Annotated in this window: 25 protein-coding genes and 1 tRNA gene; 11 read left to right on the top strand and 15 right to left on the bottom strand. The window is 41.9% G+C overall.

The annotated features are described in order from the left end of the window. The first annotated feature begins 64 nt into the window (after window positions 1–64). Complete coding sequence (locus SOI82_RS07360) at window positions 65–454, top strand: single-stranded DNA-binding protein (RefSeq protein WP_320666796.1); 390 nt, start codon at window positions 65–67, stop codon at window positions 452–454. 3 nt (window positions 455–457) lie between these two features. Here the strand turns inward: SOI82_RS07360 and SOI82_RS07355 are convergent, their stop codons facing one another. Both SOI82_RS07355 and ahcY read right to left on the bottom strand, forming a co-directional pair. After that, a complete protein-coding gene (locus tag SOI82_RS07355) occupies window positions 458–1,117 on the bottom strand; it encodes a DedA family protein (protein WP_320666795.1) in 660 nt (219 codons plus the stop codon). A gap of 51 nt (window positions 1,118–1,168) precedes the next feature. Continuing rightward, a complete protein-coding gene (gene ahcY / locus SOI82_RS07350) occupies window positions 1,169–2,590 on the bottom strand; it encodes an adenosylhomocysteinase (protein WP_414153503.1) in 1,422 nt (473 codons plus the stop codon). Window positions 2,591–2,648: 58 nt separating this feature from the next. Between ahcY and tsaE the strand changes: the two genes are divergently transcribed. Then, on the top strand, window positions 2,649–3,149 hold the full coding sequence (gene tsaE / locus SOI82_RS07345) for a tRNA (adenosine(37)-N6)-threonylcarbamoyltransferase complex ATPase subunit type 1 TsaE (protein WP_320666793.1): 501 nt from the start codon (window positions 2,649–2,651) through the stop codon (window positions 3,147–3,149). On the opposite strand, the gene SOI82_RS07340 is transcribed toward tsaE, so the two are convergent. Together SOI82_RS07340 and mutT are read right to left on the bottom strand one after the other, a co-directional pair. Next, window positions 3,109–4,131: a carbohydrate kinase gene (locus SOI82_RS07340; RefSeq protein WP_320666792.1), complete on the bottom strand. Its 1,023-nt coding sequence runs from the start codon at window positions 4,129–4,131 to the stop codon at window positions 3,109–3,111. The genes tsaE and SOI82_RS07340 overlap by 41 nt on opposite strands. A gap of 41 nt (window positions 4,132–4,172) precedes the next feature. Beyond that, window positions 4,173–5,360: an 8-oxo-dGTP diphosphatase MutT gene (gene mutT, locus SOI82_RS07335; protein WP_414153502.1), complete on the bottom strand. Its 1,188-nt coding sequence runs from the start codon at window positions 5,358–5,360 to the stop codon at window positions 4,173–4,175. A 47-nt stretch (window positions 5,361–5,407) separates the two neighbouring features. Here mutT and SOI82_RS07330 point away from each other — a divergent pair, with 47 nt between their 5' ends. Then, window positions 5,408–6,325 (top strand): alpha/beta fold hydrolase, encoded by a 918-nt coding sequence (locus tag SOI82_RS07330; RefSeq protein ID WP_320666791.1) that lies wholly within the window; start codon window positions 5,408–5,410, stop codon window positions 6,323–6,325. Here SOI82_RS07330 and SOI82_RS07325 read toward each other — a convergent pair. Both SOI82_RS07325 and mgtE read right to left on the bottom strand, forming a co-directional pair. Further along, entirely contained in the window at window positions 6,310–7,278 is a 969-nt protein-coding gene (locus SOI82_RS07325) for an RpoD/SigA family RNA polymerase sigma factor (RefSeq protein ID WP_320668382.1), read from the bottom strand. The two genes, SOI82_RS07330 and SOI82_RS07325, sit on opposite strands and share 16 nt — an antisense overlap. 130 nt (window positions 7,279–7,408) lie before the next feature. Continuing rightward, entirely contained in the window at window positions 7,409–8,830 is a 1,422-nt protein-coding gene (gene mgtE, locus SOI82_RS07320; protein ID WP_320666790.1) for a magnesium transporter, read from the bottom strand. Between the two features lie 62 nt (window positions 8,831–8,892). Here mgtE and SOI82_RS07315 point away from each other — a divergent pair, with 62 nt between their 5' ends. Beyond that, the gene (locus SOI82_RS07315) at window positions 8,893–9,372 is read left to right on the top strand and encodes a glutathione peroxidase (RefSeq protein ID WP_320666789.1); all 480 of its coding nucleotides are present in this window, start codon (window positions 8,893–8,895) and stop codon (window positions 9,370–9,372) included. Here the strand turns inward: SOI82_RS07315 and SOI82_RS07310 are convergent. The 5 genes from SOI82_RS07310 to gyrB are packed head-to-tail and all read right to left on the bottom strand — an operon-like array spanning window position 9,347 to window position 12,418. Beyond that, entirely contained in the window at window positions 9,347–9,721 is a 375-nt protein-coding gene (locus SOI82_RS07310) for a fluoride efflux transporter FluC (protein ID WP_320666788.1), read from the bottom strand. The genes SOI82_RS07315 and SOI82_RS07310 overlap by 26 nt on opposite strands. Next, entirely contained in the window at window positions 9,711–9,893 is a 183-nt protein-coding gene (locus tag SOI82_RS07305; protein WP_414153528.1) for a CrcB family protein, read from the bottom strand. Before SOI82_RS07305 ends, SOI82_RS07310 begins: the two co-directional genes overlap by 11 nt. Window positions 9,894–9,916: 23 nt before the next feature. Then, a complete protein-coding gene (locus SOI82_RS10535; RefSeq protein WP_414153501.1) occupies window positions 9,917–10,117 on the bottom strand; it encodes a FluC/FEX family fluoride channel in 201 nt (66 codons plus the stop codon). Then, on the bottom strand, window positions 10,110–10,433 hold the full coding sequence (locus SOI82_RS07300) for an SH3 domain-containing protein (protein WP_414153500.1): 324 nt from the start codon (window positions 10,431–10,433) through the stop codon (window positions 10,110–10,112). The genes SOI82_RS10535 and SOI82_RS07300 overlap by 8 nt, the downstream gene beginning before the upstream one ends. An 8-nt stretch (window positions 10,434–10,441) precedes the next feature. Continuing rightward, window positions 10,442–12,418, bottom strand: a complete 1,977-nt coding sequence (gene gyrB, locus SOI82_RS07295) for a DNA topoisomerase (ATP-hydrolyzing) subunit B (RefSeq protein ID WP_320666785.1) — start codon at window positions 12,416–12,418, stop codon at window positions 10,442–10,444. Between the two features lie 157 nt (window positions 12,419–12,575). Between gyrB and miaA the strand changes: the two genes are divergently transcribed. The 4 genes from miaA (at window position 12,576) to cysE (ending at window position 16,149) form a co-directional block, all read left to right on the top strand. Continuing rightward, window positions 12,576–13,490 (top strand): tRNA (adenosine(37)-N6)-dimethylallyltransferase MiaA, encoded by a 915-nt coding sequence (miaA, locus tag SOI82_RS07290; protein ID WP_320666784.1) that lies wholly within the window; start codon window positions 12,576–12,578, stop codon window positions 13,488–13,490. A 44-nt stretch (window positions 13,491–13,534) separates the two neighbouring features. Next, window positions 13,535–14,200, top strand: a complete 666-nt coding sequence (gene infC / locus SOI82_RS07285) for a translation initiation factor IF-3 (protein WP_320666783.1) — start codon at window positions 13,535–13,537, stop codon at window positions 14,198–14,200. A 199-nt stretch (window positions 14,201–14,399) separates the two neighbouring features. Further along, window positions 14,400–15,386 (top strand): GntR family transcriptional regulator, encoded by a 987-nt coding sequence (locus SOI82_RS07280; protein ID WP_320666782.1) that lies wholly within the window; start codon window positions 14,400–14,402, stop codon window positions 15,384–15,386. Window positions 15,387–15,408: 22 nt separating this feature from the next. Next, entirely contained in the window at window positions 15,409–16,149 is a 741-nt protein-coding gene (gene cysE / locus SOI82_RS07275; protein WP_414153499.1) for a serine O-acetyltransferase, read from the top strand. Window positions 16,150–16,151: 2 nt separating this feature from the next. On the opposite strand, the gene secA is transcribed toward cysE, so the two are convergent. Beyond that, the gene (secA, locus tag SOI82_RS07270; RefSeq protein ID WP_320666781.1) at window positions 16,152–19,004 is read right to left on the bottom strand and encodes a preprotein translocase subunit SecA; all 2,853 of its coding nucleotides are present in this window, start codon (window positions 19,002–19,004) and stop codon (window positions 16,152–16,154) included. Window positions 19,005–19,237: 233 nt separating this feature from the next. Here secA and SOI82_RS07265 point away from each other — a divergent pair, with 233 nt between their 5' ends. Next, window positions 19,238–19,702, top strand: a complete 465-nt coding sequence (locus tag SOI82_RS07265) for a GNAT family N-acetyltransferase (protein ID WP_320666780.1) — start codon at window positions 19,238–19,240, stop codon at window positions 19,700–19,702. A gap of 581 nt (window positions 19,703–20,283) precedes the next feature. On the opposite strand, the gene SOI82_RS07260 is transcribed toward SOI82_RS07265, so the two are convergent. The 3 genes from SOI82_RS07260 to psbZ all read right to left on the bottom strand — a co-directional run bounded on the left by SOI82_RS07260 (window position 20,284) and on the right by psbZ (window position 21,283). Beyond that, window positions 20,284–20,355 (bottom strand) — tRNA-Gly (locus SOI82_RS07260). 76 nt (window positions 20,356–20,431) lie between these two features. Continuing rightward, complete coding sequence (ribH, locus tag SOI82_RS07255; protein WP_320666779.1) at window positions 20,432–20,926, bottom strand: 6,7-dimethyl-8-ribityllumazine synthase; 495 nt, start codon at window positions 20,924–20,926, stop codon at window positions 20,432–20,434. Window positions 20,927–21,064: 138 nt separating this feature from the next. Continuing rightward, window positions 21,065–21,283 carry a photosystem II reaction center protein PsbZ gene (psbZ, locus tag SOI82_RS07250; protein WP_320666778.1) on the bottom strand — a complete coding sequence of 73 codons (219 nt, stop codon included), beginning with the start codon at window positions 21,281–21,283 and terminating at the stop codon, window positions 21,065–21,067. 29 nt (window positions 21,284–21,312) lie between these two features. On the opposite strand from psbZ, the gene SOI82_RS07245 reads away from it, so the two are divergent. After that, window positions 21,313–21,456: a hypothetical protein gene (locus tag SOI82_RS07245; protein ID WP_320666777.1), complete on the top strand. Its 144-nt coding sequence runs from the start codon at window positions 21,313–21,315 to the stop codon at window positions 21,454–21,456. Next, window positions 21,441–24,200, top strand: a complete 2,760-nt coding sequence (mutS, locus tag SOI82_RS07240) for a DNA mismatch repair protein MutS (protein ID WP_320666776.1) — start codon at window positions 21,441–21,443, stop codon at window positions 24,198–24,200. Before SOI82_RS07245 ends, mutS begins: the two co-directional genes overlap by 16 nt. The last annotated feature ends 42 nt before the right edge of the window (window positions 24,201–24,242 follow it).

Below are 24,242 nucleotides of genomic sequence, written 5' to 3'. Positions count from 1 at the left end.
CTCCTTGCATCCATTAACCTCTGATTTGAAGCATTATTAAGCAGTATCAAAATCGGATTCATAAATGGGCATTAATTCCGTCACATTGGTAGGCCGAGCTGGCAGAGATCCCGAGGTGCGCTACTTCGAATCAGGAAGCGTTGTTGCGAACTTAACCTTGGCAGTAAATCGCCGTAGTCGCAATGATGAACCTGATTGGTTCAATCTTGAGATTTGGGGGAAACAAGCACAAGTAGCTGCCGACTATGTCAAGAAGGGTTCACTACTAGGAATCACTGGCTCATTCAAGCTAGATAAATGGACTGATAGGAATACAGGTGAAAGCAAAAGTAAGCCCGTTGTTCGTGTTGACCGCCTAGAACTTCTCGGTTCAAAACGAGATGCAGAACCTAATACGTTTGGAGGTGCAACGTCTAATTCAGGGAGTCCAAATAATGAAGAAATACCTTTTTAAAGCTTAATTTCTTTGCTTAAGCACACGCCAAGTTCGAATGGATAGCCAAATCAATCCAGATATAAATCCAATCAAAAGAATAATTTTGATGCCTTTAGATAAAGGACCCATCAAAATTGCCACATTGTTATAACTCTCACCAAGAACAAGTCCAGCAAAAGTCAACAACAAAGTCCAAATCAAACTCCCTGCAGTCGTCCATATCAAAAAAGGCACTAAAGGCATCAACTCAATGCCAGCAGGTACTGAAATGAGAGTTCTAATTCCTGGTACTAAGCGCCCCCAGAAAACCAAAGGGATTCCATATCGATTAAACCAGCGCCGGCTGCGTGAAAGATCTTCAGGACTAATGCCAATCCATCTGCCATTACGTTTCAGCCAAATTTCAAGCCTTTCTTCATTAACCAATCTACCTATTCCATACCAAGGGAAAGCACCCACAACAGTTCCTATCAAGCCTGCAAAAACAACTGGCAAAAAATGCAATTGACCTTGCTGAACATAAAATCCCCCGAGAGGCATAATCAATTCCGAAGGTATTGGTGGAAAAAGATTTTCCAAAAACATGGCCAACAAAATTGCCCCGTAACCAATCCATTGATTAGCTTCAACAGCATTACCAATCACATTAGGTAAATTGCTAATCAATTCGGTTATATTCATGAATACTTAGAAATAAAAATCTTTTTAAAAGGACTAATTAAGAATTAAAGTTCAATAGCGATAATGATCAGGCTTGTAAGGGCCTTCCACAGGAACGCATATATAATCTGCTTGCTCGGAAGTTAATTTTGTGAGCTTTGCGCCAATCTTTTCCAAGTGGAGGCGCGCAACCATTTCATCAAGATGTTTTGGTAATACGTAAACCTCATTTGAGTAATTAGAGCCTTTAGTAAATAGCTCGATCTGAGCTAAAACTTGATTCGTAAATGAATTACTCATTACAAAGCTAGGGTGACCAGTTGCACAGCCCAAATTAACTAATCGGCCTTCAGCAAGAAGAATGATCTTATTTCCACTTGGAAGAGTTATATGATCAACCTGAGGTTTAATATTTTCCCATTGATATTGTTTTAAAGAAGCAACATCAATCTCATTATCGAAATGCCCAATATTGCAAACAATTGCCTCATCCTTCATGCGAATTAAATGCTCATGCTGAATCACTTTGAAATTTCCAGTCGCAGTAACAAAGATGTCTACATCCTGCACAATCTCATCTAATCGAACAACTCGATAACCTTCCATAGCCGCTTGTAAAGCACAAATCGGATCAATCTCAGCAATTAACACAGTTGCCCCAAGCCCTCTCAGGGACTGAGCAGATCCTTTCCCCACATCTCCATAACCAATAACCAGTGCAACCTTTCCAGCCACCATTACGTCAGTTGCACGCTTAATACCATCAACTAAGGATTCACGGCACCCATATAAATTGTCGAACTTGCTTTTAGTCACTGAATCATTGACATTAATTGCAGGGAAGGGCAACTCACCACTCTTTTGCATCTGGTACAGCCGAGCTACCCCTGTAGTTGTCTCTTCTGTAACCCCTTGGATGCTTGCTTTGACTCGGGAATAAAAAGTTGAGTCCTGAGCAAGCTTTTTTCGAATAGAAGAAAACAATGAAATTTCTTCCTCGTTCCTGGGATTTTCTAAAACCGAAAGATCGTTCTCGGCCTTACTTCCAAGCATGACTAATCCCGTTGCATCCCCACCGTCATCCAAAATCATGTTCGGTGCATGTCCATCTCCCCAATCCAGAATGCTATGGGTATAATCCCAGTATTCATCTAGGCTCTCACCCTTTACAGCAAACACAGGAGTGCCTGTTTCTGCAATTGCTGCTGCTGCATGATCCTGAGTAGAAAAAATATTGCATGAAGCCCATCGAACTTTTGCTCCCAAAGCTACTAATGTTTCAATCAACACACCTGTCTGAATAGTCATGTGCAAGCTGCCTGCAATGCAAGCACCTTGTAAAGGCTGGCTACTTCCATACTTGTCTCTAAGAGCCATCAATCCAGGCATCTCAGTTTCTGCAATCTTCAGTTCCTTCCGACCAAAATCGGCTAGCCCTATATCCGCCACAACGTAATGAGCAGAATCCGCCAAAGTATTTTTAGGATTAGACATTACAACCATGATTAAACGTTAATTGAAGTTGAGGATAATGAAAAAGAGTCTCTACGGAATGTTCGAAGCTTCCGAGTGGAGTCAATGTCAATCTACAGATTCATACTGGCTACTCCAAAATCTTGAGGAAACCATTGCTTTAGGCACAAAGCTCAGTGAAAGAATTCCTGACTTAAAAATACTTTTACTCGAAGGTCCTTTAGGGGCAGGAAAAACCTCTCTTGTGAAAGGCATAGCCAGTGGCTTAGGGATTAATGAACCCATAACTAGCCCAACTTTTCCATTGGCACAGCATTATCCTGAGGGCAACCCACCCTTATTTCATCTAGATCTATATCGATTAGAAGATAAAGAAGCTGCTAATGAGTTGTTTTTACAAGAAGAAGAGGAAGCTGAAGATCTTGGTGCACTCATAGTTGTCGAATGGCCAGAACGTTTAAGTTTGTCTCTTCCAGAAGCCTGGAAAATAAAATTAAAGCACCATAGTGATGGAAAGCGATTAGCTCATGTAATCCCTCCTATAGATCCTGCAAAAAATTCTTTATCTCTTCATAAGTAGGCTGAGGATCGATTCCTCCTGGGCCGCCGCAAACTAAAGCTCCACATGCTGCTGCGAAACGAACAGCTTCTTCTACAACCTCTTGATTGAGCTTATTAAAAGAAGACGTCAAATATTGCTGAAGCAAGCCTGCAGTAAAAGCATCACCAGCGCCAGTTGTATCGACCACTGTCTGTGGCGAAAAAACCTTCATCTCTCCAGCAAAACCTCCAATTACCCAATGCAAAGGCCTAGCCCCATTGGTAACAACCACATCAGGCCGATTAGGCAATGATCTCGATATCTTCACAGGGTCGGAAGTATTGAAAAACCACCTTGCCTCTTCATTTGCAAGCTTTAGCAAAGACGCATTTTCCAATAGAATTGCAATCTTTTTAAGAGCAGCGTCATTGGGACCACAATTTGAAGAAAGGTTTTGACTCCAAAAGGTAGGGCGCCAATTTATATCTAAAGCAAATTTAACTTCTTTTTTGATTGCCTGTTCAACACCCCATAACAAAGTCTCTGCAGAAGTAGTTGTTGCCAAGGGAATTGTGCCAGCCAATAACCAGCCAGCATTGCTTAGTAAACCAGGCCATGTCTCCTTTAGTGCCTTAACCTCCAAAGCCTGGTCAGCAAAACCATGCTCCTCTCCGCCCTGAAATCCTTCAAAAGAACGATCCCCTTTTAAATCACGACGAACGAGGACAATTCTGCTAGGCCTAACTGGATCTACTTGTAAAGCTTGAACATTAACTCCACAAGTCTTAAACAATTTGTGAAATTGCTTCCCAATAAAATCGTCTCCTAAGCGCCCAGCAAAGGCAGTATTGATCCCCAGCTTTGCTAAGCCGCAAGCAACATTGGCAGGAGCCCCTCCTAAACAATCTTCAACCGGTTTATCTGCATAAGGGTCTCCACCAAGAGGGCCCAAACGGTCCAAAAGTGCTTCACCAATACAAATTACTTGAGGTGCATTTAAAGAATCCAAGTCAACAGTCATAATTTTCGCGTTCTAATAATCTGAAATTAGGAAAAATCAATTCAATTGTCTTTTTGAAGGTATGTTTTCAATGCAGATATCATCTTGGAATTAGCTACTGGAAAAGGATACTGATCGAGCTCATTTGGTTGAACCCAGCGACATTGTTGACTAGCTAAAGGTTGAGGTTTACCTGCTATGCAATGACAAATATGCACAATGAAGAGAAGCTTTTTATGGCTATATGAATGTTCTATTGAAATCAAGAGATCACCTACTTCGACTTGGATCCCCAATTCCTCTCTTAATTCACGCTTGATTGTTTCTTCAATCTCTTCATCTAACTCCTTTTTTCCACCTGGAAATTCCCACATTCCGCCCATAGAAACTCCATCCAAACGTTGATCTATCAGCACCTCTCCGAAATCATTAAAAACAACACCGATCCCTATAACTTGAAAAGGTAAGGGTCTACTAGCAGCCTTCACGGGAAATTTTTGAGTTTGCCTAGAAGAGTAAGCAATGCAATACGCATTCCAAGGACATTTAATACAATTTGGGCTGCTTGGAGTACAAACCATCGCTCCCAAGTCCATTAAGGCCTGATTGAAGTGTCGTGGATTCTGTTTATCCATTAATTGATCACTAAGATCCCATAAAACAGGCAAACAGTCTTTTGCTGGCCTGGGATTTGCGATTAATCGGCTTAATACTCTTTGAACATTGCCATCAAGAAGAGACTTAGGAAGGTTGAAAGCCGAAGAGATGATGCTTCCTGCAGTACTGCGACCGATTCCAGGCAAAGACATCCACGTCTTTAAATCACTAGGCCAAGAAGATGGGTCCAATGAGTCAGCGCCTCCTAAAACTTCCAACAATTTGTGAGCTGATTTGTGAATTCGACGTGCTCTGGAGTAATAACCAAGTCCTTGCCAAAGCAGCAAAATTTCTTGCTCAGAAGCTTGCACCAAATCGAGCAAAGTTGGCAAAGTTTGCATCCATCTTTCCCAATAAGGCAAAACAACATGCAGTTGGGTCTGCTGAAGCATCACTTCAGCAATCCAAATTCCATAAGGATTTAAGGCCTCGTTATTTTTCGGATGACTCCCATCTGATTTGAGCTTCCAGGGGATCGAATGACGTCCATGTTCAACGAACCAATCAAGCAATCCAAGTTGCATGAAATCTAATTTCTCAAATGTTAAGAAAAGCTCTCCAGACCCTTCCTCAACACTTTTTCTATTAATCACAACCAATAATCAAAAAACAACATAATTAGAGGCAATGAATTTGGCAAATGGAGGAATGTTTGTTTCATAGCAATAGCTGGCGCTGGCATGACTGGAAAATCTCCTGGAATAGTGAGGGCTGCAGTGACAACTCAAGTCCTGCAATAGTGCTCATACATGGCTTTGGAGCATGCAAAGAACATTGGCGCCATAATCAACCAGTCATAGGTAAGGTCACAATCTGCTACGCAATTGATCTAATTGGCTTTGGCAACAGCAGCCAACCAAATGCAAGATTGCAGGGAGAAAAGTCTCACTCAGGAGACTTCACCTATGGATTCGATGCTTGGAGCAAGCAAGTCGCTGACTTTTGTACTCATGTGGTGCAGAAACGAGTAATCCTTGTAGGGAATTCAATTGGCGGGGTTATTGCGTTACGAGCTGGTCAATTACTAAAAGATACCTGCTGCGGCGTAGTTCTTATCGATTGCGCACAAAGAACAATGGACGATAAACGCTTAAACGAGCAACCTAATTGGATGAAAGCAGTTCGTCCTGTGTTGAAGACACTTGTAAGGCAGCGATGGTTGAGTGGAAATCTTTTTCGAAATGCAGCAAATCCAACTGTCATTAGACGAGTACTTATGCAGGCCTATCCCAGCAAAAAGAACATTGATGAACATTTAATTAATTTGCTACATACTCCAAGTAAGCGAACAGGAGCAAAAGAAGCTTTTAGAGGCTTCATCAACCTTTTTGATGATTATCTTGCCCCTGATTTAATGAAAGATCTAGAAACTCCGGTCGACATGATTTGGGGCGACAAAGACCCATGGGAACCTGTTGAAGAAGCAAAAAGATGGTTGAAATCTTTCAAATGTATTCGTTCATTAGAAATAATCCCTGGAGCTGGACATTGTCCGCATGACGAAGCGCCTGAGCATGTAAACCGTGTCCTCTTGAAATTAATTCAACACGCAACGTAAGCCTCAACGGCATCACCAAGTCTTCGAAGACCTCTGAAGCCATCTCTCTCAAGATTCCTAACCCGGTCTCTACTGATTCCTAAAACACGACCGATTCCAGTCAAGCTCATCGGTGCCTCTCCATCTATGCCATAACGCATCCTCAAAACTCGAGACTGCAATTCCGGTAACTGCTCAAGCAATGTTTCCAAATCACCTTTCATGCATTCACTCTCAATTTGCTCACTTGGCACATCTTTTCCAGCAGAAAGCAAATCAAGCAGCTCAGTTTCATCCCCATCCCCCACACTCATCTGCAAACTCATTGGTTGACGTGCACTACACATCAACTCTTTGACATCTTCTTCGGGAAGCTCTACAAACTCAGCCAGTTCAGTCAAAGTTGGTGTTCGAGCCATTTGTTGACTCAATTCACGCTGACCCTTCTTCAACTTGTTGAGCATTTCAGTGATATGGATAGGCAAACGAATCGTTCTGCTCTTCTCTGAAATCGCACGAGTTATCCCCTGTCGTATCCACCAATAGGCATAAGTAGAGAATTTGTACCCACGCGTCGGATCAAATTTCTCAACTCCTCGAACCAATCCAATAGTTCCCTCCTGGATTAGATCCAAGAGCTCCATGTTCCGCTTTGTGTACTTCTTAGCAACACTGACCACCAATCGCAAATTGGCCGCAACCATGCGCTCTTTTGCACGCTGACCATTCTTTAACTTCTTTTTCAACTGTAAAAGAGTTAATCCAGCAGCCACTGCAAGGGCATCCTGACTAGGCTTATCACCTAAATCGGCCTGAAGTTCAGCTTCTAGAAGCTCCAGAGACATCAACTCCTGCACTTGTCGCCCCAATGTGATCTCTTGCTCATGAGTAAGCAATGGCACACGACCAATATCACGTAAATAAGAACGGACCAGGTCAACTTCTACTGGGAACTTTTGAGATGGAGCTTCCATTGCTTGATTCGACTGAAAACGGCCTGGGGCGGCAGCCATAAAAATTTTGTTGCGAGATGTAAAGAGTACTACTAAGGAGTGTAAAGCTCCATTGCGAATCGTAAATCCGCAAGAAATTAAGTATAATTACCTATAGAAGAGATGGGCTCATATGCGCAAGAAGCCATGAGGCAGTGCGCAGGTAAATCAACACTCCAGCAACATCAGTTGCAGTAGTAATAAAAGGTGCAGACATTAGTGCAGGGTCTAAGCCCATCCGATCAAAAAACAAAGGAAGTGCAGCCCCAGCAGTAGCTGCCAATGTTGTAATCGCAATGAGACTGATTCCTACAGCGGTCCCAATCAAAGGACCTTCCCCACGCCACCACGCAAAAGGAACCACTACCAACAACATCAGTAATCCCAATAGTGCCCCCGCAATAGCCTCTCTAACAATCGCTTTTGTTACTCCAAGGGTTTGAATACTTTGAGTACTTAAACCTCGAATAACCACCGTCGAACTCTGAGCACCAACGTTGCCACCTGTACCAATGAGCAAAGGAATAAATGCCGCAAGAAGCACAACCTGCTTCAAAACAGCATCATTCATTGCTATCACCTGTGTTGTAAGGCCATTTGCCAAAACCAAGGCAGATAACCAAACAACACGTCGCCTAGCGACTACAAACAAATTACTTTGAAAATAATCATCTTCATCACCAGCCTGTACCGCTCCAGCAGCATAAATATCACGTGTCGCTTCTTGCTCAATTACATCAATCACATCATCTACCGTGACTATGCCTACAAGGCGTTGCTCTAGGTCAACTACAGGTAAAGCTAGAAAGTCATATCGCTGAATAGCTCGTGCGACCTCTTCCTGGTCAGTATCAGTTCGAACATTAACGACTTCACGAGTCATAACATCTCGAATACGATCTCCTGGCTCAGCAGTCACCAAATCCCTTAAAGACAGAATTCCTGTGAGATGCCTTTCTCGATCTGTCACATACAAGCTATAAATAGTTTCTGTAAAAGGAGCCTGACGCCTCACAATCGTTAAAGCCTCTTGAGCAGTCTGGAATTCTTTAAGGTCAATAAATTCAGTAGTCATCAATCTGCCAGCTGTCTCAACTTCATACCCAAGCAATTGAGCTGTGACTCGCCTCTCTGCAGGACTCAACTGAGAAAGCAGTCGACGCACAACCTTGGCAGGCAACTCATCAAATAACTGAACTCTGTCATCAGGAGACATCTCCTCCACTAACTCAAGGACTTCATTTGAGCGGAGTCGATCAAGCAAACTTTGTTGAACTACAGGATCTAAATACTCATAAACTTCTATTGCTTCATTTTTATTTAAAAGCCTAAAAGCCAAAGCTTGCAATATCAAAGGAAGACGACCAATTGCCTCAGCAATATCCACCGGTTGAACCGGCTGAAGCAAAGTTTTAACTCCGTCATAGTTACCCGCAGACAACATCGATTCCAATTGAGCAGCCACCACATCTGCGGGATGAGGGCTATTCCTCACAAAAGCAGTTGTGTTAGGTGCCCCCGTTGCCTCATTCATCGGCCGTCTCGTCGGGCAAAACTACTTTATGGCTAAGCTCATGAATAAACATCTGTAAGTCAATGAGCGTGAACGTAAGTGAAGTGATCGTAAAAACTGCCAATGGAGATGACTTACGACTGGGGGAATACCGTGGGCAGGTACTACTAATAGTGAATGTTGCGAGTCGCTGCGGCTTCACAAAGCAATACGCAGGACTTCAAGAATTGCAAAACACTTATGGGCCAAAAGGCTTCCAAGTTCTTGGCTTCCCTTGCAACGACTTTGGAGCACAAGAACCGGGGACCATTTCAGAGATTAAAACTTTCTGCTCTGCAACCTATAACGCAACATTTACCCTATTTGAAAAGGTACATGCAAAAGGCAATACAACAGAACCCTACTCAACACTCAATCAAGCAGAACCAACAGGAGAGGTTCAATGGAATTTCGAAAAGTTTCTAATTAGCAAAGAAGGAAATGTATTAATGCGATGTAAAAGTGCAATAGAGCCTAATAGCGAAGAATTAAAAGCTGCTATAGAAAAAGCCTTGGAAGCTTAATATTTCTTCCGACCAAGAATCCAAACGCACCTGATAACAATCCGAACCCCAAAGTATACAAAATCAATCCAAAAGCCTGGATCAATGATCCATTAAGTAATAGTAAAGTAGAATCAAATATCCAACCACTAAAAGTAGTTAGAGAGCCACAAAATCCCACCCCTAGCATTAATTTCCATCTTCTATTTAATTGCAAGCCAATTACAAATCCCAATAAAGCAGCACCAGTAAGGTTAACAAAAAAATTATTATTAAGCTGCCAACGAATAACCGCTCCTGGGATAGCGCCCAACAACACAATTAAAAGCTTATAAAACTCCTTATGTACTAATTTAATTTTATAAGCCATTACCCAAAATAACACCTGCTGCCATAGCCAAGGCGCCGCCAACCAAAGAAAATAAAACTACTAATAGAAATTGCCTCCATCGCTTAACTAAAAAGGTATTGATCAAGTCAGAAATAAAACTCGAAAAAGTACTCATACTGCCTAAAAAGCCAACACAGCCAAATAAAAACAATGGGGACGTATTGTTAACAGAAGTCAAATTGTAAGCTGAGAACTGGAGCGCAAAAAAAAACCAAGAAAAAAAGTAGCTAAGACGTTCACAAAAATTGTTCCCCAATACTTAGCAGGGAAAATAATTGCAAAATAATCCGTTATATACATTCGAGTCCAAGAGCCTATGATTGCACCACTAGCAACCAAACAAAAAGGCCTAAAGCCTGCAATCAATTCAGACATTTAACCAGCCACGTCGTCCCGAAGACAATTCCATGATTTGATTAGTAGCAATGTTGACCTGGAGCCATTCTTTACCATCTGCAGCCTTCCAACTTCTTAAAACTCTTAATGGTGTACCAACACTAATAGTCCGTAAACTTGGTGCAAAGATGGATGGACTAGCCTTTAAAAGACAACAATTACCAGCCAGAAGAGGAGTTGAAGCAAAGCACCTACAAATTTTCGGTTGATATAACTGCCCACCCCCAGCGGGAAGAGCTACCGGAAAAAAAAGAGCTATTCCTAAAAGCCAGCTCCAGCGAAAAACATAGGTCACTGCAAACATCAGATATCAAGTGCAGCCATATCCAAGTCAACACTATGGGTTTCAATAAACTCTCTGCGCGGTGCAACTTTGTCGCCCATCAATATTGTAAAAATTCGATCAGCTTCTAATGCATCTTCTATCTCTACTCTTTTCATCATTCTAGAAGATGGATCCATTGTCGTCTCCCACAATTGTTTTGGCATCATCTCACCAAGACCTTTAAATCGTTGGATATTATAATTAGCTTTCTCACCAAATCCAGAAATTGTAGTTTTCAATTCACCTTCATTATAGCAATACTTATGACTCTTACCTCTTTCCACCTTGTAAAGAGGGGGGCAAGCAATATAAATATATCCACCTTCTACTAATTCTTTTTGGTATCGATAAAAGAATGTCAATAAAAGTGTTCTTATATGAGCACCGTCTACATCAGCATCAGTCATGATTACGACCCTATGATAACGAAGATTCTTAGATTGAAATTCTTCTCCTTTAATGCCTAACCCTAGAGCTGTAATAAGAGATTGAATCTCTGTATTTTTATATATTTTTGCATCATCAGTTTTTTCAATATTAAGTATCTTGCCTCGCAAAGGAAGAATCGCCTGAAAACGCCTATCTCGGCCTTGTTTTGCAGAGCCACCTGCTGAATCACCCTCAACAATATATATCTCCGACTCTGAAGGATCTCTAGAACTACAATCAGCCAACTTACCTGGCAAAGTAGAGCTCTCTAGAACACTTTTTCTACGAACAAGTTCTCTGGCTCGCCTTGCAGCTTCAGCAGCGTTAAAAGCCTGTATTGCTTTTTCTAAGATTAAGTCAATAACACTTGGGTTAAATTCCAAATATTGACTTAAAGAATCACCAACTAAAGTATCAACTATTCCTCGCACCTCAGTATTGCCAAGTTTTGTTTTGGTCTGACCTTCAAATTCAGGGTCTGGAACCTTCACAGAAAGAACGACTGTTAAGCCTTCTCGAATATTCTCACCTGCCAAATTTGTATCACCGTCCTTACGTTTTCCTCGCTTTTTAGCAAAAGAATTGAGTGTACGAGTTAAGACAGTTTTTAACCCTTCAATATGCGTTCCTCCATCAACAGTTCGAATATTATTTGCAAACCCCAAAATGCTATCTGAATAAGCATCAACGCACCATTGAAGAGCAGCTTCAACCTGCACATTATCCTTCTCGGAATTAACATATATAATTTCTGGGTGCAATGCATCCTTTTCTTTATTCATATAAGTGACATATTCTTTTATTCCACCCTCATAAAAGTAAACCTCCTCATAAGGCTTCCCTTCAGAGTCCAAAGAAGAAGTTCTTTCATCACGAAAAATAATTTTTACGCCGCCATTTAAATATGCAAGCTCTCGCAGTCGTGATGACAACGTGACATAGTCAAAATCAATGCCCCCGGTAAAAACTTCTATATCAGGCTTAAAACAAACAGTTGTGCCGGTTAAACCCTTCTCTGAAATAGGTTGAGCTTCAGAAAGCAAGCTTCCAATGGGAGCACCTTTTTCAAATCGTTGTTGATGAACTTGTTCTTGGCGGCGAACTGTAACTTCGACCCATTCACTAAGGGCATTAACTACCGAGACCCCCACTCCGTGGAGTCCTCCTGAAACTTTGTACCCACCACTTCCAAACTTACCCCCCGCATGTAAAACCGTAAGAACAGTTTCTAGCGCACTCTTCCCAGTACGAGGGTGAACATCAGTGGGAATCCCTCGACCGTTATCTGTAACAGCTGCAGAGCCATCATTACCAAGTACAACAACAATCTGATCACAATGGCCTGCTAAAGCCTCATCCACTGCATTATCAACAACCTCATAAACAAGATGATGCAGCCCTCTAGGACCAGTCGAACCTATATACATGCCAGGTCTTTTCCTGACAGGCTCCAGGCCTTCAAGTACCTGAATCTGTTCAGCGCCATAGGCGGCTTGAACCTTCTGGACCTTGGAGTCTTCGCTCATTCGGGGAGGCAGCAACCAGGAAGGCTTGTTCTAAGAGGCCTCATTTACCAGAAACCTATACCCAGCAATCACAATTTACCACTGGCTTCCACGAAAGTCTCTATTTTCCAAATGCTTCTGTCAATCGTTTATGGCAGGACACAATTAAAAGAAATTAATGCAAGCCACTAAGCCACTAATCATTGTTCTTCTAGGACCAACCGCTAGCGGCAAAACTGAAATCTCGATTGACCTCGCAGCGAAATTAAAACTAGGTATCCATAACATCGATTCTCGTCAGCTGTATGCCGGCATGGACATAGGGACAGCGAAACCATCCAAAGAACAGATGAATAGAGTGAGGCACTACCTGATAGACATACGCAAACCAGATGAACCAATCACCCTTAAGGAATTTCAAGAAACAGCTCAAGCAAGCCTGAAAAACAGCCTAAAAAACAATCCCATGGCGTTCTTAGTTGGGGGAAGTGGGTTATACCTCAAAGCACTTACATCTGGACTTCGTCCTTCAGCCGTTCCTCCAATCCAGGATCTTCGCAAACAACTCTCTGAAATAGGGCAACAAGAGTGCTATCAAATTCTTAAATCCTCTGATCCGAATGCTTCTAAACGTATTGCACCAGCTGATGCAGTACGAACTCAAAGAGCACTCGAAGTACTTTTTGCGACTGGAAAATCAATCACCCAACAAGAAAGTGCTGAACCACCGCCCTGGAAAATTCTTGAGTTAGGGTTAAACCCGAAAAATCTTCGCGAAAGAATTGCCAAACGCACCACTCAGCTATACAAAAATGGCCTAATAGAAGAAACAGAGCAATTAATTCATCAATACAACCAGGATCTTTCTCTTTTACAAACAATTGGTTATGGGGAAGCTTTGAAGGTTATTCAAGGGAAGTTAACACGCACAAAAGCCATTGAAATCACCAATCTTCGCACCAATCAATTTGCAAAAAGACAACGGACCTGGTTTCGTAGGCAACACAATCCAATATGGCTGAACGATGAGGAACCACTGAGAGAAGCACTATCTTTGATCAAGACCGGTCTAGACTCCGTAAAGCAGACATGAGCTTTGATTTCTTTTTGGTCTGCATTGTTCCTTTAACCCACTGAATGCCACCACGTCCTCGTTTTGATCGTCGCGCCCCAGTACGGGAGCTCCCAAACATTAATGATCGCATCAACTATCCCAAACTGAGGGTAGTAGACGCAGACGGAACGCAACTAGGAGTCATCAATAGAGAAGAAGCTTTAGAGGTAGCAAAAGAAAGAGAACTAGATCTAGTTCTTGTTAGCGAAAAGGCAGACCCACCTGTCTGCCGAATCATGGATTACGGCAAGTACAAATTTGAACAGGAAAAAAAAGCGAAAGAAGCCAAGAAAAAATCACATCAGACTGAAGTCAAAGAAGTCAAAATGCGGTACAAAATTGACCAACATGATTACGACGTTCGAATAGGGCATGCAGTGCGCTTTCTAAAAGCCGGTGACAAAGTCAAGTGCACAGTTATTTTTAGAGGCCGTGAAATTCAGCACACTGCTCTAGCCGAAACACTTTTAAGGCGAATGGCTAAGGACCTAGAAGAGCAAGCTGAAGTTCAACAAGCTCCAAAACGCGAAGGCCGAAATATGATTATGTTTCTTACGCCTCGTAAGACACCTCTGGTGAAAAAGGAGCAAAACAACTCTGGGCCTGTTCGGACAGTAAGAACAATTAGTACTCCACCCAGAGTAGGGTCAACCAAAGTGGCTAGTAGCACTAAGGTGAGAGAAATTTAAGGTTATAAAAGATACAAGCCAAATAAACTAAAAAGAAAATAACCCATCAAAAGATAAATTTTTCCAAATTGTTGGATAACCCCTAATCGCAGTCCCCAACTATGATCCTGGAACTGTCACAGTTTCTTGGGACAAAGGGGAGATTGTCACCAGTGCCTCCAGTCCTTATCGTAGCCACATTGCGACCTGGCCCTGCTGCGTGCGATTTCATATTCAGCAAGAAAGCGACATCCCTGCATCGAGCCAGCTCTACAACCAGATCTGTTTCGCAATAGCAGCACGCCATTACCCTCCTGGTCACCGTCTGCCAAGTACTCGACAACTTGCAATGCAGACAGGCCTCCATCGCAACACCATTAGCAAGGTTTACCGCCAACTAGAAACTGATGGCGTAGTTGAAGCAATTGCTGGATCAGGTATTTATGTTCGAGATCAACAAAAACAAAGAGAAGTACGTATCTCTCCGCATATACGAAATAAAGGCGTAAAAGATCTAGATCAAGAAGTCCGCAAATGTGTAGACGGATTATTAAATGCGGGCTGCACCTTGCAACAAACAAGAGAACTTTTAACTCGCGAAATTGATTGGCGTCTCCGTTGTGGAGCAAGAGTTTTAGTAAGCACACCAAGAGAAGACATTGGAGCCTCAATGCTTATAGCGGAAGAGCTTTCTCCAAATTTGGATGTTCCCGTAGAAGTTGTTCCCATGGAGGAGCTGGAAAGCGTACTAGAAAGCTCAACTAACGGAACAGTGGTAACTAGTAGATACTTCCTAAAACCTTTAGAAGAACTAGCTAAACGTCATTCAGTCAGAGCAGTAGCAGTAGACCTCAGTGACTTTAGAAAAGAATTATCAATGCTCAAAGAACTTCGAGCTGGCAGCTGCGTGGGGCTTGTAAGTATTAGTCCTGGCATTTTGAGAGCTGCAGAAGTCATTTTGCACAGTATGAGAGGCAATGAACTGTTACTCATGACAGCAACACCAGATGTTGGCAGCAGATTACTAGCCCTACTTCGCGCTGCTAGTCATGTGCTTTGTGATAGCCCTAGCCTGCCTTTAGTTGAACATTGCCTTCGTCAAAATCGTTCACAACTAATACGCATGCCTCAAGTTCATTGTGCTGAAAAATATCTAAGCGACTCCACAATCGAACAATTACGTAAGGAGATAGGCCTACTTGCTTAATCAGACTTAGTAATCTAAGACCATGCTGTTCAAAACCCTCAAGAGCGATTTAGCCATCATCAGAGAAAGAGATCCAGCCGCAAGAGGGCTACTGGAGATTCTGCTCTGTTATCCAGGGTTTCAGGCCCTTTCTCTTCATCGCTTTAGCCACAATCTTTGGAAATATCACGTTCCACTTGTTCCGCGATTACTAAGTCAATTCACAAGATCACTAACTGGTATAGAAATTCACCCTGGAGCAAGAATTGGGAAAGGAGTCTTTATAGATCATGGCATGGGTGTAGTTATCGGTGAAACAGCAGAAATTGGCAATCGCTGCCTTTTATATCAAGGCGTAACACTGGGAGGGACGGGCAAGGAAAGTGGGAAAAGACATCCCACATTGGCTGAAAACGTTGTTGTTGGGGCAGGGGCTAAGGTTCTTGGAGCTATTAAAGTTGGAGCTAATACAAGGATTGGCGCAGGTTCAGTAGTTGTACGAGACGTAGAAGCAAATAGCACAGTCGTCGGAATACCTGGGCGTGTAGTCCATCAAAGTGGGGTAAAAATAAACCCGTTAGCTCACTCTGCCCTGCCCGACGCTGAAGCAAATGTCATCCGTAATCTCATGGAGCGAATTGACCAACTAGAAAATCAACTCTGTGCTCTACAAATTTGCTTTGAAGATGTCACACAAGGACGTATCCCTCAAGATGTTTTATCAGGGGAATCTCAAAACTTAAAGGATAGAGAAATTATAGAATTTATAGGCGAAAACCCATAAAATCACACCTCTTTAACATTGTTCTCTGTAGGAGCTGGTTGAAACATAAACATAGAGTAAATTACATTTCGACGCATATTTGTCATCATTTCTAAAAACATATCATATCCTTCATTTTTATATTCAATTAAAGGATCTTTTTGTCCATAACCTCTGAGCCCAACTGATTCACGCAGTGCGTCCATTGCTTGCAAATGTTCACGCCATAAAGTATCAATTTGCTGCAATATAAAAAAGCGCTCCGCTTCTCTCATCAAGCCAGGTCTTCCCACCTCAATCTGACTCTCCTTGATATCATATTTATTCCTTAATTGTTCTTGTAAAAAGGCCTTAAGTTCTTCCATGTTCAACCCTTTGACATCTTCTGGATTAAGTTCATCAAGCAAATAAACAAATTGTTTAACCTTTTCAATCAATTGAACAGTATCCCACTCTTCAGGAGGCAAGTCAGGATTGACATAGGCATCCACGATATCATCCATAGTCCTTTCACCATAACCAATTACCTGTTTTTTTAGAGCTCTTCCATCTAGAACTCGTCGCCTTTCAGAATAAACAGCACGGCGCTGATTATTCATTACCTCATCATATTCAAAAACTTGTTTCCGAATATCATAATAATAAGTTTCTACTTTCTTTTGAGCAGTTTCTAATGAGCGTGTAAGCATCCCAGATTCAATAGGCATATCTTCATCAACTCGGAACGCATTCATTAGAGAAGCAACTCTTTCACCACCAAAAATCCGAAGCAAGTTATCACCTAGTGACAAAAAGAATCGAGTACTTCCTAAGTCACCCTGTCTTCCAGATCTGCCTCTTAATTGATTATCAACTCGTCGAGATTCATGCCTCTCTGTACCAATGACATGTAAACCTCCGGCTTCTCGCACCCGAACTTCCTCCTGCAAAACAACAACGTCATACTCTGCTTTGACCATTGCAATTGCCTCTCTTAACGATGCAATATCTGAATCATCAGTTGGTGCTTTTTCTGCAGCTGTAGCAATTCGATCCTCCAACTCGATCATGTTTAAAGCCCTATCTCCCCAAGATTTAACAAGATCCTTTTCTAAAGTAATAAGAAATTGATCTGTTTCCTCCGTTAGGGTACAGGGATATAGACTCCCAATTGCTCGGGCCTCAGTAGATACTTGACTATCACTTTCTTTAGCATTAGCGCTCTTAGCGTCAAATCCAACTGAAGATTTACGGCTGCGTTGTAAAGGAATTGGAGCTTTATGGTCATCTTCAGGTTTAACTAACTTTGATAAAAGAACCTCCCTTAATTTCAGACGAGCCATATAGTCACTATTCCCTCCAAGGATGATATCTGTCCCTCTACCAGCCATATTTGTTGCAATCGTAACTGCCCCAGCACGTCCAGCTTGTGCAACAATTTCTGCCTCTCGTTCGACGTTCTCCGGTTTGGCATTCAATAAGTTGTGAGGAATTTGCTGCTCTGACAGCAAAGAACTCAAAAGCTCGCTTTTTTCAACACTTGTTGTACCTACAAGAACAGGTCGACCTTGTTTATGAACTTCTGCTGTCTCCTTAGCCACAGCTCGCCACTTAGCTGCTTCTGTTTTAAAAACCTGGTCGACCCAATCCTGTCTCGCTATAGGACGGTTAGTTGGTATTACAGACGTCTCAAGCTTATAAGTTTTTTCAAACTCAACTTCTTCCGTCTTCGCTGTACCCGTCATTCCTGCAAGACGTGGATATAACAAGAAAAAGTTCTGATATGTAATCGATGCCAGAGTCTGAGTTTCTGGCTGAATAGTTAACTGCTCCTTCGCTTCAATAGCTTGATGCTGGCCATCACTCCAACGTCGACCTGGCATGACACGCCCAGTGAACTCATCAACAATGACTGCATCACCTTCACGCACAATGTAATTAACATCCCTGACGAATAGCTCTTTCGCCTTTAATGCATTAGTGATGTAATGAGCCCAAGGGTCAGCAGGATCAAATAAATCACGAACAGCAAGGGTCTGCTCAGCTTTGGCAAACCCCTCGTCAGTCAGCGTACATGTTCTTTGCTTCTCATCGACTTCATAATCTCCCTCTGGATCAATCCCATCTTTGCCCATTTCGGCTGCTCTCTGAAGACCAGCTACAACCTCAGCTGCCTTTTGATATTTCTCCTGAGGTCTTTCTATCTGCCCAGAAATGATTAAAGGTGTCCGAGCTTCATCAATAAGGATTGAATCGACTTCATCGATCACACAATATTGAAATTCCCTCTGCACAACTTCATCAAGATCAGTGGCCATATTGTCTCTTAAATAATCAAACCCAAGCTCTGAATTCGTGGCATAAGTGATATCACAAGCATAATTATTTCTTCGTTCAACGGGATTCATTTCCTGCTGAATCAAACCAACAGTTAAGCCAAGGAATCTATGCACTTGTCCCATCCACTCAGCATCTCGTCTAGCCAAGTAATCGTTAACAGTGACAACATGAACTCCTCGACCAGTCAGTGCATTAAGAAAACTTGGCAGAGTAGCCACCAAAGTCTTTCCCTCGCCAGTTTTCATCTCAGCAATTTGTCCCTCATGTAAAACCATTCCTCCAATCAACTGGACATCAAAATGACGCATCCCTAGCACTCTTTTACTAGCCTCCCTAACCACTGCAAAAGCTTCAGGCAAAAGTTCATCTAACAACTCACGTTGTTTGTCTAAATTTCCTGCTTTCTCGAGTTGACCGCGAAACTCTGCTGTTTTTGAACGGAGTTGCTCATCACTTAAAGGAGCAATATCCGCTTCGAGGATATTGATTTCAGTGACAATCGGCTGGTAACGCTTCAGCTTGCGGGCATTGGGATCTCCCAGCAAAACCTTGAGCATGATTTGACCATCTACCAAAAATATTCTTTCAGCCTAACTAGCTCCCTGATTTACTTCATAAGTACAACAAGTAGTAATAGCAAACCAATATTCTATTTTGCAGTGAAGAAAAGCTCAAACAGCAACCAAAATCATAATAATGACTGGGTTGATAGTCTCAACTTTCAAGATTTCAATGCGTTCTCAGGCATTATTACCAAGCACCAGGAGCATGCTGAAGTGGAGCTAAGGCAATGAGTCGAATCAGACTTGTCAAGCATGCTCCTGGTGCCCCAGGCTTGCGTCTATTAGGACTTGGACCAAGATTCCTACCAAGTCGAGGAATCCTCAAGTTAAAGCAACTATTGGATAAACATGCCTTTTGGGCTAAGGGTCGAACAAAAAAACAAATACGTCTATCACTAGCAAGCAGCACTGTTGTTATAAGTCTTTGGCGAGGCAATCGAATGGTTGGATTCGGTCGTGCAACTAGCGATGGAATTTATCGAGCAGTGCTTTGGGACATCGTAGTAGCAGGCGATTTACAAGGACTAGGGCTAGGTCGTGACGTTATTGAAGCGCTTGTATCATCCAAAGCATTAAAAGATGTTGAAAGAATCTATTTAATGACAACAAATAGTGCTGAGTTTTATTTGCAGCTTGGCTTTCAAGAGTGTCATAGCCAAAACTTGCTTGTTATTCGAAATGAACAGGCATAAAAGCTCTTACCACCTACCTATTAGATAAAACCATCCATACTTAAAAAGCAAATTCTCCTTTCACAGGATTAAAACTGAAAAAACACTAAATATAGGTATACATACATAGAGCAGACACTAGATATATTGCTAAGTTGTTCGAGATATATGGCAATACGAGTATGTCGGCTCATACGTCTCACCGTGATTATTTGCTCCAATGTCTGTGTCAAGACATAGTGGATCACCCTCTTGAAACACGGGAAAGCATCATTTCACTCCTTAACTCATTAGTAGATGACCAAAAAGGAGGAAAGCCCCCAGTCTCAAAAAGCTAAATAACAAGGATTTAAGAGGCTGAATCTAAACATCTCCAATCTCAACGTCCTAAAAAATTTTTACCATTTTATAAATGGCTCAGTCCACTGAATTTGCTTTTCTGAGGATTGCTATAGAGATATATGCAGTCCAATTTTCGCAAATGTGTTCTCCGATAAAAAACAACTAAGTGTTTAGCTGCCTATGAGCAGACTTGACACTATTTAATAATGCAACCCATTTATAGATCTTCTAAAAGCTTGTTATCAAAGAGTTTCAAAGAAAGCGGATGAAGAGATTCGAACTCTCGACCCTCTCCTTGGCAAGGAGATGCTCTACCACTGAGCTACATCCGCAAAAGGCAAGAAGAAAAAAATCCCTCAAGCTCAGATCAGCATGCCTTAAATCAGGGGACCTGGTCAATTGAATCGTTCAAGTAGAAGACTTTATTGACTCAATTGCATTCATCAATGAACCCATTTCTAAAGCCTGCAAAGCATAACTCCAACCAAGATTGCTCTTTATTCCTGCCCTCTCAAGAGCCTGATGCATCGTGTCAGTAGTTAATACACCAAAAATCACAGGAACGCCAGTATCCCTAGAAACTGCGGCAATGCCCTTACTAGCCTCTGCTACTACAACATCAAAGTGAGGGGTATCGCCACGGATTACAGCTCCCAAAGTAATTAATACTTGATATTTCCCACTGCGAGCTAAGGATTGAGAAACAATTGGCAGTTCAAAAGATCCAGGTACCCAAGCTAGATCTAATTGATTACTTTCAACAGAAGTATCAATGCCATGTCTTTCTAAGCAGTCCAAACACCCACTAAGAAGCTTATTAGTCACAAGATCGTTAAATCGAGCAACAACTACAGCTATACGCAATCTAGACGCATCAGTAAAGCGTCCTTCAATGGTGGCCATGGTTTCAAAAATATTTCTTGAATTATTACTACCGTAGGGTCTCGAGGGTAGACCGATTTAAATCAACAGAATTTAAGCCTGAAAAAATTAGATGGCTGTAGACAGGCTAAAGCAACTAATTTTTAGAACCCACTAAGTTCAAAGACCAAATGTCTGGTGAGTTACATATTCACCAACAATTGCCTGAATCAGTACTAAGTGGAACCAAACTCCACCAAGGATCTCAATTCTTTTAATGTTCCCATTGCGACGATCAGAAGGATCGGCCTGGGTCATGTAAAGAACTGGTACACCGATTACCAAAAGCAAAGAAGCAAATAGAACAGCGTTCGTTGTAAAGGCGTTAATAACCAGCATTGAAATCGGAGCGGCGGAAAAAGTGCTCTATGCAGATAAATATTCTCACACGAAGACATCAGATTTCAGGAAAAGCCAGGCTCGGTTGTCGCGAGGCTTCACATCCAAAAAGAATCAATGCATTTACTATGCGTCTGTTTGGGGAATGGGGACTTCGATGGCAGCCGACGTAGAGCCCCTGCAAGGCAGTTTATTTGGAGATGCCAAAGCAGTCAGTATCGATTCAAAATATTCTCCATCCAACAATCTGAAGTCAAGCGACGATTTTTCTGATGAGGAGCTCACTAAGGATGCTCAACTACGCCCAAGAAAAGCCAAGTCAACAAATTTCAAGTCAGGCAAGGAATTTTTATCTAGCTCAAACGACAATTCTTCATCCAATTCTGATCTGCCAACGTGGTCCCATCACAACCTGGTTGATATAGAGCTTCTAACACCAGTACTTAAACACTATGTCGAACTTAAAACGGCCAATCCAGAAAGGGTATTGCTCTATAGGCTGGGAGACTTTTTTGAATGTTTTTTTGAAGACGCAATCAAACTTTCACAAATTTTAGATTTAACACTAACAGGAAAAGAAGGAGGAAAAACTATTGGGCGCGTCCCAATGGCGGGAGTTCCCCATCACGCTGCTGAACGCTATTGCGCAGAATTAATACGCAAAGGTCTAAGTGTGGCCATTTGTGACCAACTAGAAAACACACCAAGCAAAGGCAACCTTATTAAGAGAGGAATTACAAGAGTCCTTACTCCTGGAACAGTTATTGAGGAAGGAATGCTCCAAGCTCGTCGTAACAATTGGCTAGCTGCTGTTGTCATAGAAAGCAAAAGCCAAAAACAATCATTGTGTTGGGGACTTGCAACAGCAGATGTGAGTACTGGGGAATTTCTTGTAATGGAAAGAGAGGGAAGCTCATCGCTATATCAAGAACTAAACAAACTCGAAGCTTCAGAAGTTCTATGCTCGAAAAATGAGGTAGAAACACCCAATGATTGGTGCCCAGATCGACTTCATCTCACGCAAACCCAAAAAACACCTTTCAGTCGCCCCGAAGCTGAACTCACTCTTAAAGCTCATTTCGAACTAACAACTATAAATGGCTCTGGCCTTCAAAACTGGCCATTAGCTCTAAGAGCAGCTGGAGGGTTACTAAGTTACTTAAATAACACTAATCCCATCAATGATGCAAGCGAATGCTTTGGAAGCTCAGCAAAAATCCCACTAGATCTCCCCAAAATAACTTTTCAAGAAGATTCTTTAGTTATTGATGCACAAACTCGAAGAAATCTAGAAATAACAAGTACTCAACGAGATGGCCAATTTCATGGCTCCCTTCTATGGGCGATTGATAAAACTCTCACCGCTATGGGAGGGCGGTGTCTACGTAGATGGTTAGACAAACCCCTCATTAAGGCTTCAGACATTCGCGCCCGTCAAGAGATAATTAGTGAACTGGTTGCCTCTCGTGGGCTTCGAAAGTCCATACGCAAATTACTACGCTCAATGGGCGACCTAGAACGATTAGCAGGTCGAGCTGGTGCAGGACAAGCAGGTGCCAGAGATCTTGTAGCAATAGCTGATGGTTTAGATCGGCTTCCTCATCTGGCCGAGCAACTTAAAAGCATTTCAGCAAAAGGTCCATCTTGGCTCACTACTCTTACTCAAGAGAATAAAGAGTTAATGCAATTAGCAGAGCTAATTCATAATCAACTTATAGATAATCCACCTTTAAGTTTAAGTGAAGGTGGACTTATTCATGATGGTGTTGACCAATTGCTTGATGGGCTAAGAAATCAGCTTGATGATCATAATACATGGCTAAAAAGCCAAGAGGAATTAGAAAAAAAATTAAGTCAAAATATAAATCTTCGTTTGCAATATCACCGTACGTTTGGTTACTTCCTCGCAGTCAAAAAATCTAAGGCTAAACAAGTTCCAGAACATTGGATAAGAAGGCAAACTCTCTCCAATGAGGAAAGATTTATCACTCCTGAGATCAAAGCAAGAGAAGGAAAAATATTTCAATCCAGAGCAAGAGCAGCTCGAAGAGAATATGATATCTTTTGCAATTTAAGAGAGATTATAGGCAATAAAGCAAATTCTATTCGCGATTCCGCGAGATCCATAGCTGGGCTAGATGCGTTAACTGGACTAGCAGAAATAGCAGCAACTAATTATTATTGCAAACCAACAATTATTGATGAAAACTCGAAAAATAATTCTCGAATAATTAATATTGAAGGCTGCAGACATCCAGTAGTTGAGCAAATACTAGTTGAAGAATCTTTCAAACCAAATAATGTAAAGCTAGGCTCTGGCACTGATCTCATCATCCTTACTGGGCCTAATGCTAGCGGGAAAAGTTGTTACCTTAGGCAAATTGGTTTGGTTCAATTAATAGCACAAATTGGAAGTTGGGTTCCCGCAAAAAAAGCCTCTCTAAGTATTACAGATAAAATCTTTACTCGTGTTGGGGCAGTTGATGATCTTGCGGCAGGACAGTCAACTTTCATGGTTGAAATGGCAGAAACTGCATACATATTGAATCATGCGACGAATCGATCACTAGTACTTCTTGATGAAATAGGAAGAGGGACTGCAACCTTTGATGGGCTTTCAATCGCATGGTCTGTCAGTGAATTTCTAGCAAAAAAAATACAAAGTAGGACAATATTTGCAACTCACTATCACGAGTTAAATAATTTATCAGACTCCTTAAATAATGTAGAAAACTTCCAAGTCTTAGTAGAAGAAAGCGGAAAAGAATTGCACTTTCTTCACCAAGTAGCACCAGGTGGTGCCAATCGAAGTTATGGAATAGAAGCTGCTCGTCTAGCTGGAGTCCCTAAAGATGTGATACAAAGAGCACATTACCTATTAAATCAGCTACAGAAAAAAGAAATCATTCATGAGTAAAGATATTGAGCTACAAAAACAGGCTATCAACGAAACAGCCTA

Source organism: Prochlorococcus sp. MIT 1307, from assembly GCF_034092395.1.
GTDB lineage: Bacteria > Cyanobacteriota > Cyanobacteriia > PCC-6307 > Cyanobiaceae > AG-363-K07.
Note: the sequence above shows the minus strand (reverse complement) of the source record. Positions and strands in the feature narration are given on the sequence as shown.

Excerpts from the sequence above, each read along its gene's own strand:
- SOI82_RS07360 (WP_320666796.1), top strand. The coding sequence starts at position 65 with ATGGGCATTAATTCCGTCACATTGGTAGGCCGAGCTGGCAGAGATCCC.
- SOI82_RS07355 (WP_320666795.1), bottom strand. The coding sequence starts at position 1,117 with ATGAATATAACCGAATTGATTAGCAATTTACCTAATGTGATTGGTAAT.
- ahcY (WP_414153503.1), bottom strand. The coding sequence starts at position 2,590 with ATGTCTAATCCTAAAAATACTTTGGCGGATTCTGCTCATTACGTTGTG.
- tsaE (WP_320666793.1), top strand. The coding sequence starts at position 2,649 with ATGTTCGAAGCTTCCGAGTGGAGTCAATGTCAATCTACAGATTCATAC.
- SOI82_RS07340 (WP_320666792.1), bottom strand. The coding sequence starts at position 4,131 with ATGACTGTTGACTTGGATTCTTTAAATGCACCTCAAGTAATTTGTATT.
- SOI82_RS07330 (WP_320666791.1), top strand. The coding sequence starts at position 5,408 with ATGGAGGAATGTTTGTTTCATAGCAATAGCTGGCGCTGGCATGACTGG.
- SOI82_RS07325 (WP_320668382.1), bottom strand. The coding sequence starts at position 7,278 with ATGGAAGCTCCATCTCAAAAGTTCCCAGTAGAAGTTGACCTGGTCCGT.
- mgtE (WP_320666790.1), bottom strand. The coding sequence starts at position 8,830 with ATGAATGAGGCAACGGGGGCACCTAACACAACTGCTTTTGTGAGGAAT.
- SOI82_RS07315 (WP_320666789.1), top strand. The coding sequence starts at position 8,893 with ATGAGCGTGAACGTAAGTGAAGTGATCGTAAAAACTGCCAATGGAGAT.
- SOI82_RS07310 (WP_320666788.1), bottom strand. The coding sequence starts at position 9,721 with ATGGCTTATAAAATTAAATTAGTACATAAGGAGTTTTATAAGCTTTTA.
- SOI82_RS10535 (WP_414153501.1), bottom strand. The coding sequence starts at position 10,117 with ATGTCTGAATTGATTGCAGGCTTTAGGCCTTTTTGTTTGGTTGCTAGT.
- gyrB (WP_320666785.1), bottom strand. The coding sequence starts at position 12,418 with ATGAGCGAAGACTCCAAGGTCCAGAAGGTTCAAGCCGCCTATGGCGCT.
- miaA (WP_320666784.1), top strand. The coding sequence starts at position 12,576 with ATGCAAGCCACTAAGCCACTAATCATTGTTCTTCTAGGACCAACCGCT.
- infC (WP_320666783.1), top strand. The coding sequence starts at position 13,535 with ATGCCACCACGTCCTCGTTTTGATCGTCGCGCCCCAGTACGGGAGCTC.
- cysE (WP_414153499.1), top strand. The coding sequence starts at position 15,409 with ATGCTGTTCAAAACCCTCAAGAGCGATTTAGCCATCATCAGAGAAAGA.
- secA (WP_320666781.1), bottom strand. The coding sequence starts at position 19,004 with ATGCTCAAGGTTTTGCTGGGAGATCCCAATGCCCGCAAGCTGAAGCGT.
- SOI82_RS07265 (WP_320666780.1), top strand. The coding sequence starts at position 19,238 with ATGAGTCGAATCAGACTTGTCAAGCATGCTCCTGGTGCCCCAGGCTTG.
- ribH (WP_320666779.1), bottom strand. The coding sequence starts at position 20,926 with ATGGCCACCATTGAAGGACGCTTTACTGATGCGTCTAGATTGCGTATA.
- psbZ (WP_320666778.1), bottom strand. The coding sequence starts at position 21,283 with ATGCTGGTTATTAACGCCTTTACAACGAACGCTGTTCTATTTGCTTCT.
- SOI82_RS07245 (WP_320666777.1), top strand. The coding sequence starts at position 21,313 with ATGCAGATAAATATTCTCACACGAAGACATCAGATTTCAGGAAAAGCC.
- mutS (WP_320666776.1), top strand. The coding sequence starts at position 21,441 with ATGGCAGCCGACGTAGAGCCCCTGCAAGGCAGTTTATTTGGAGATGCC.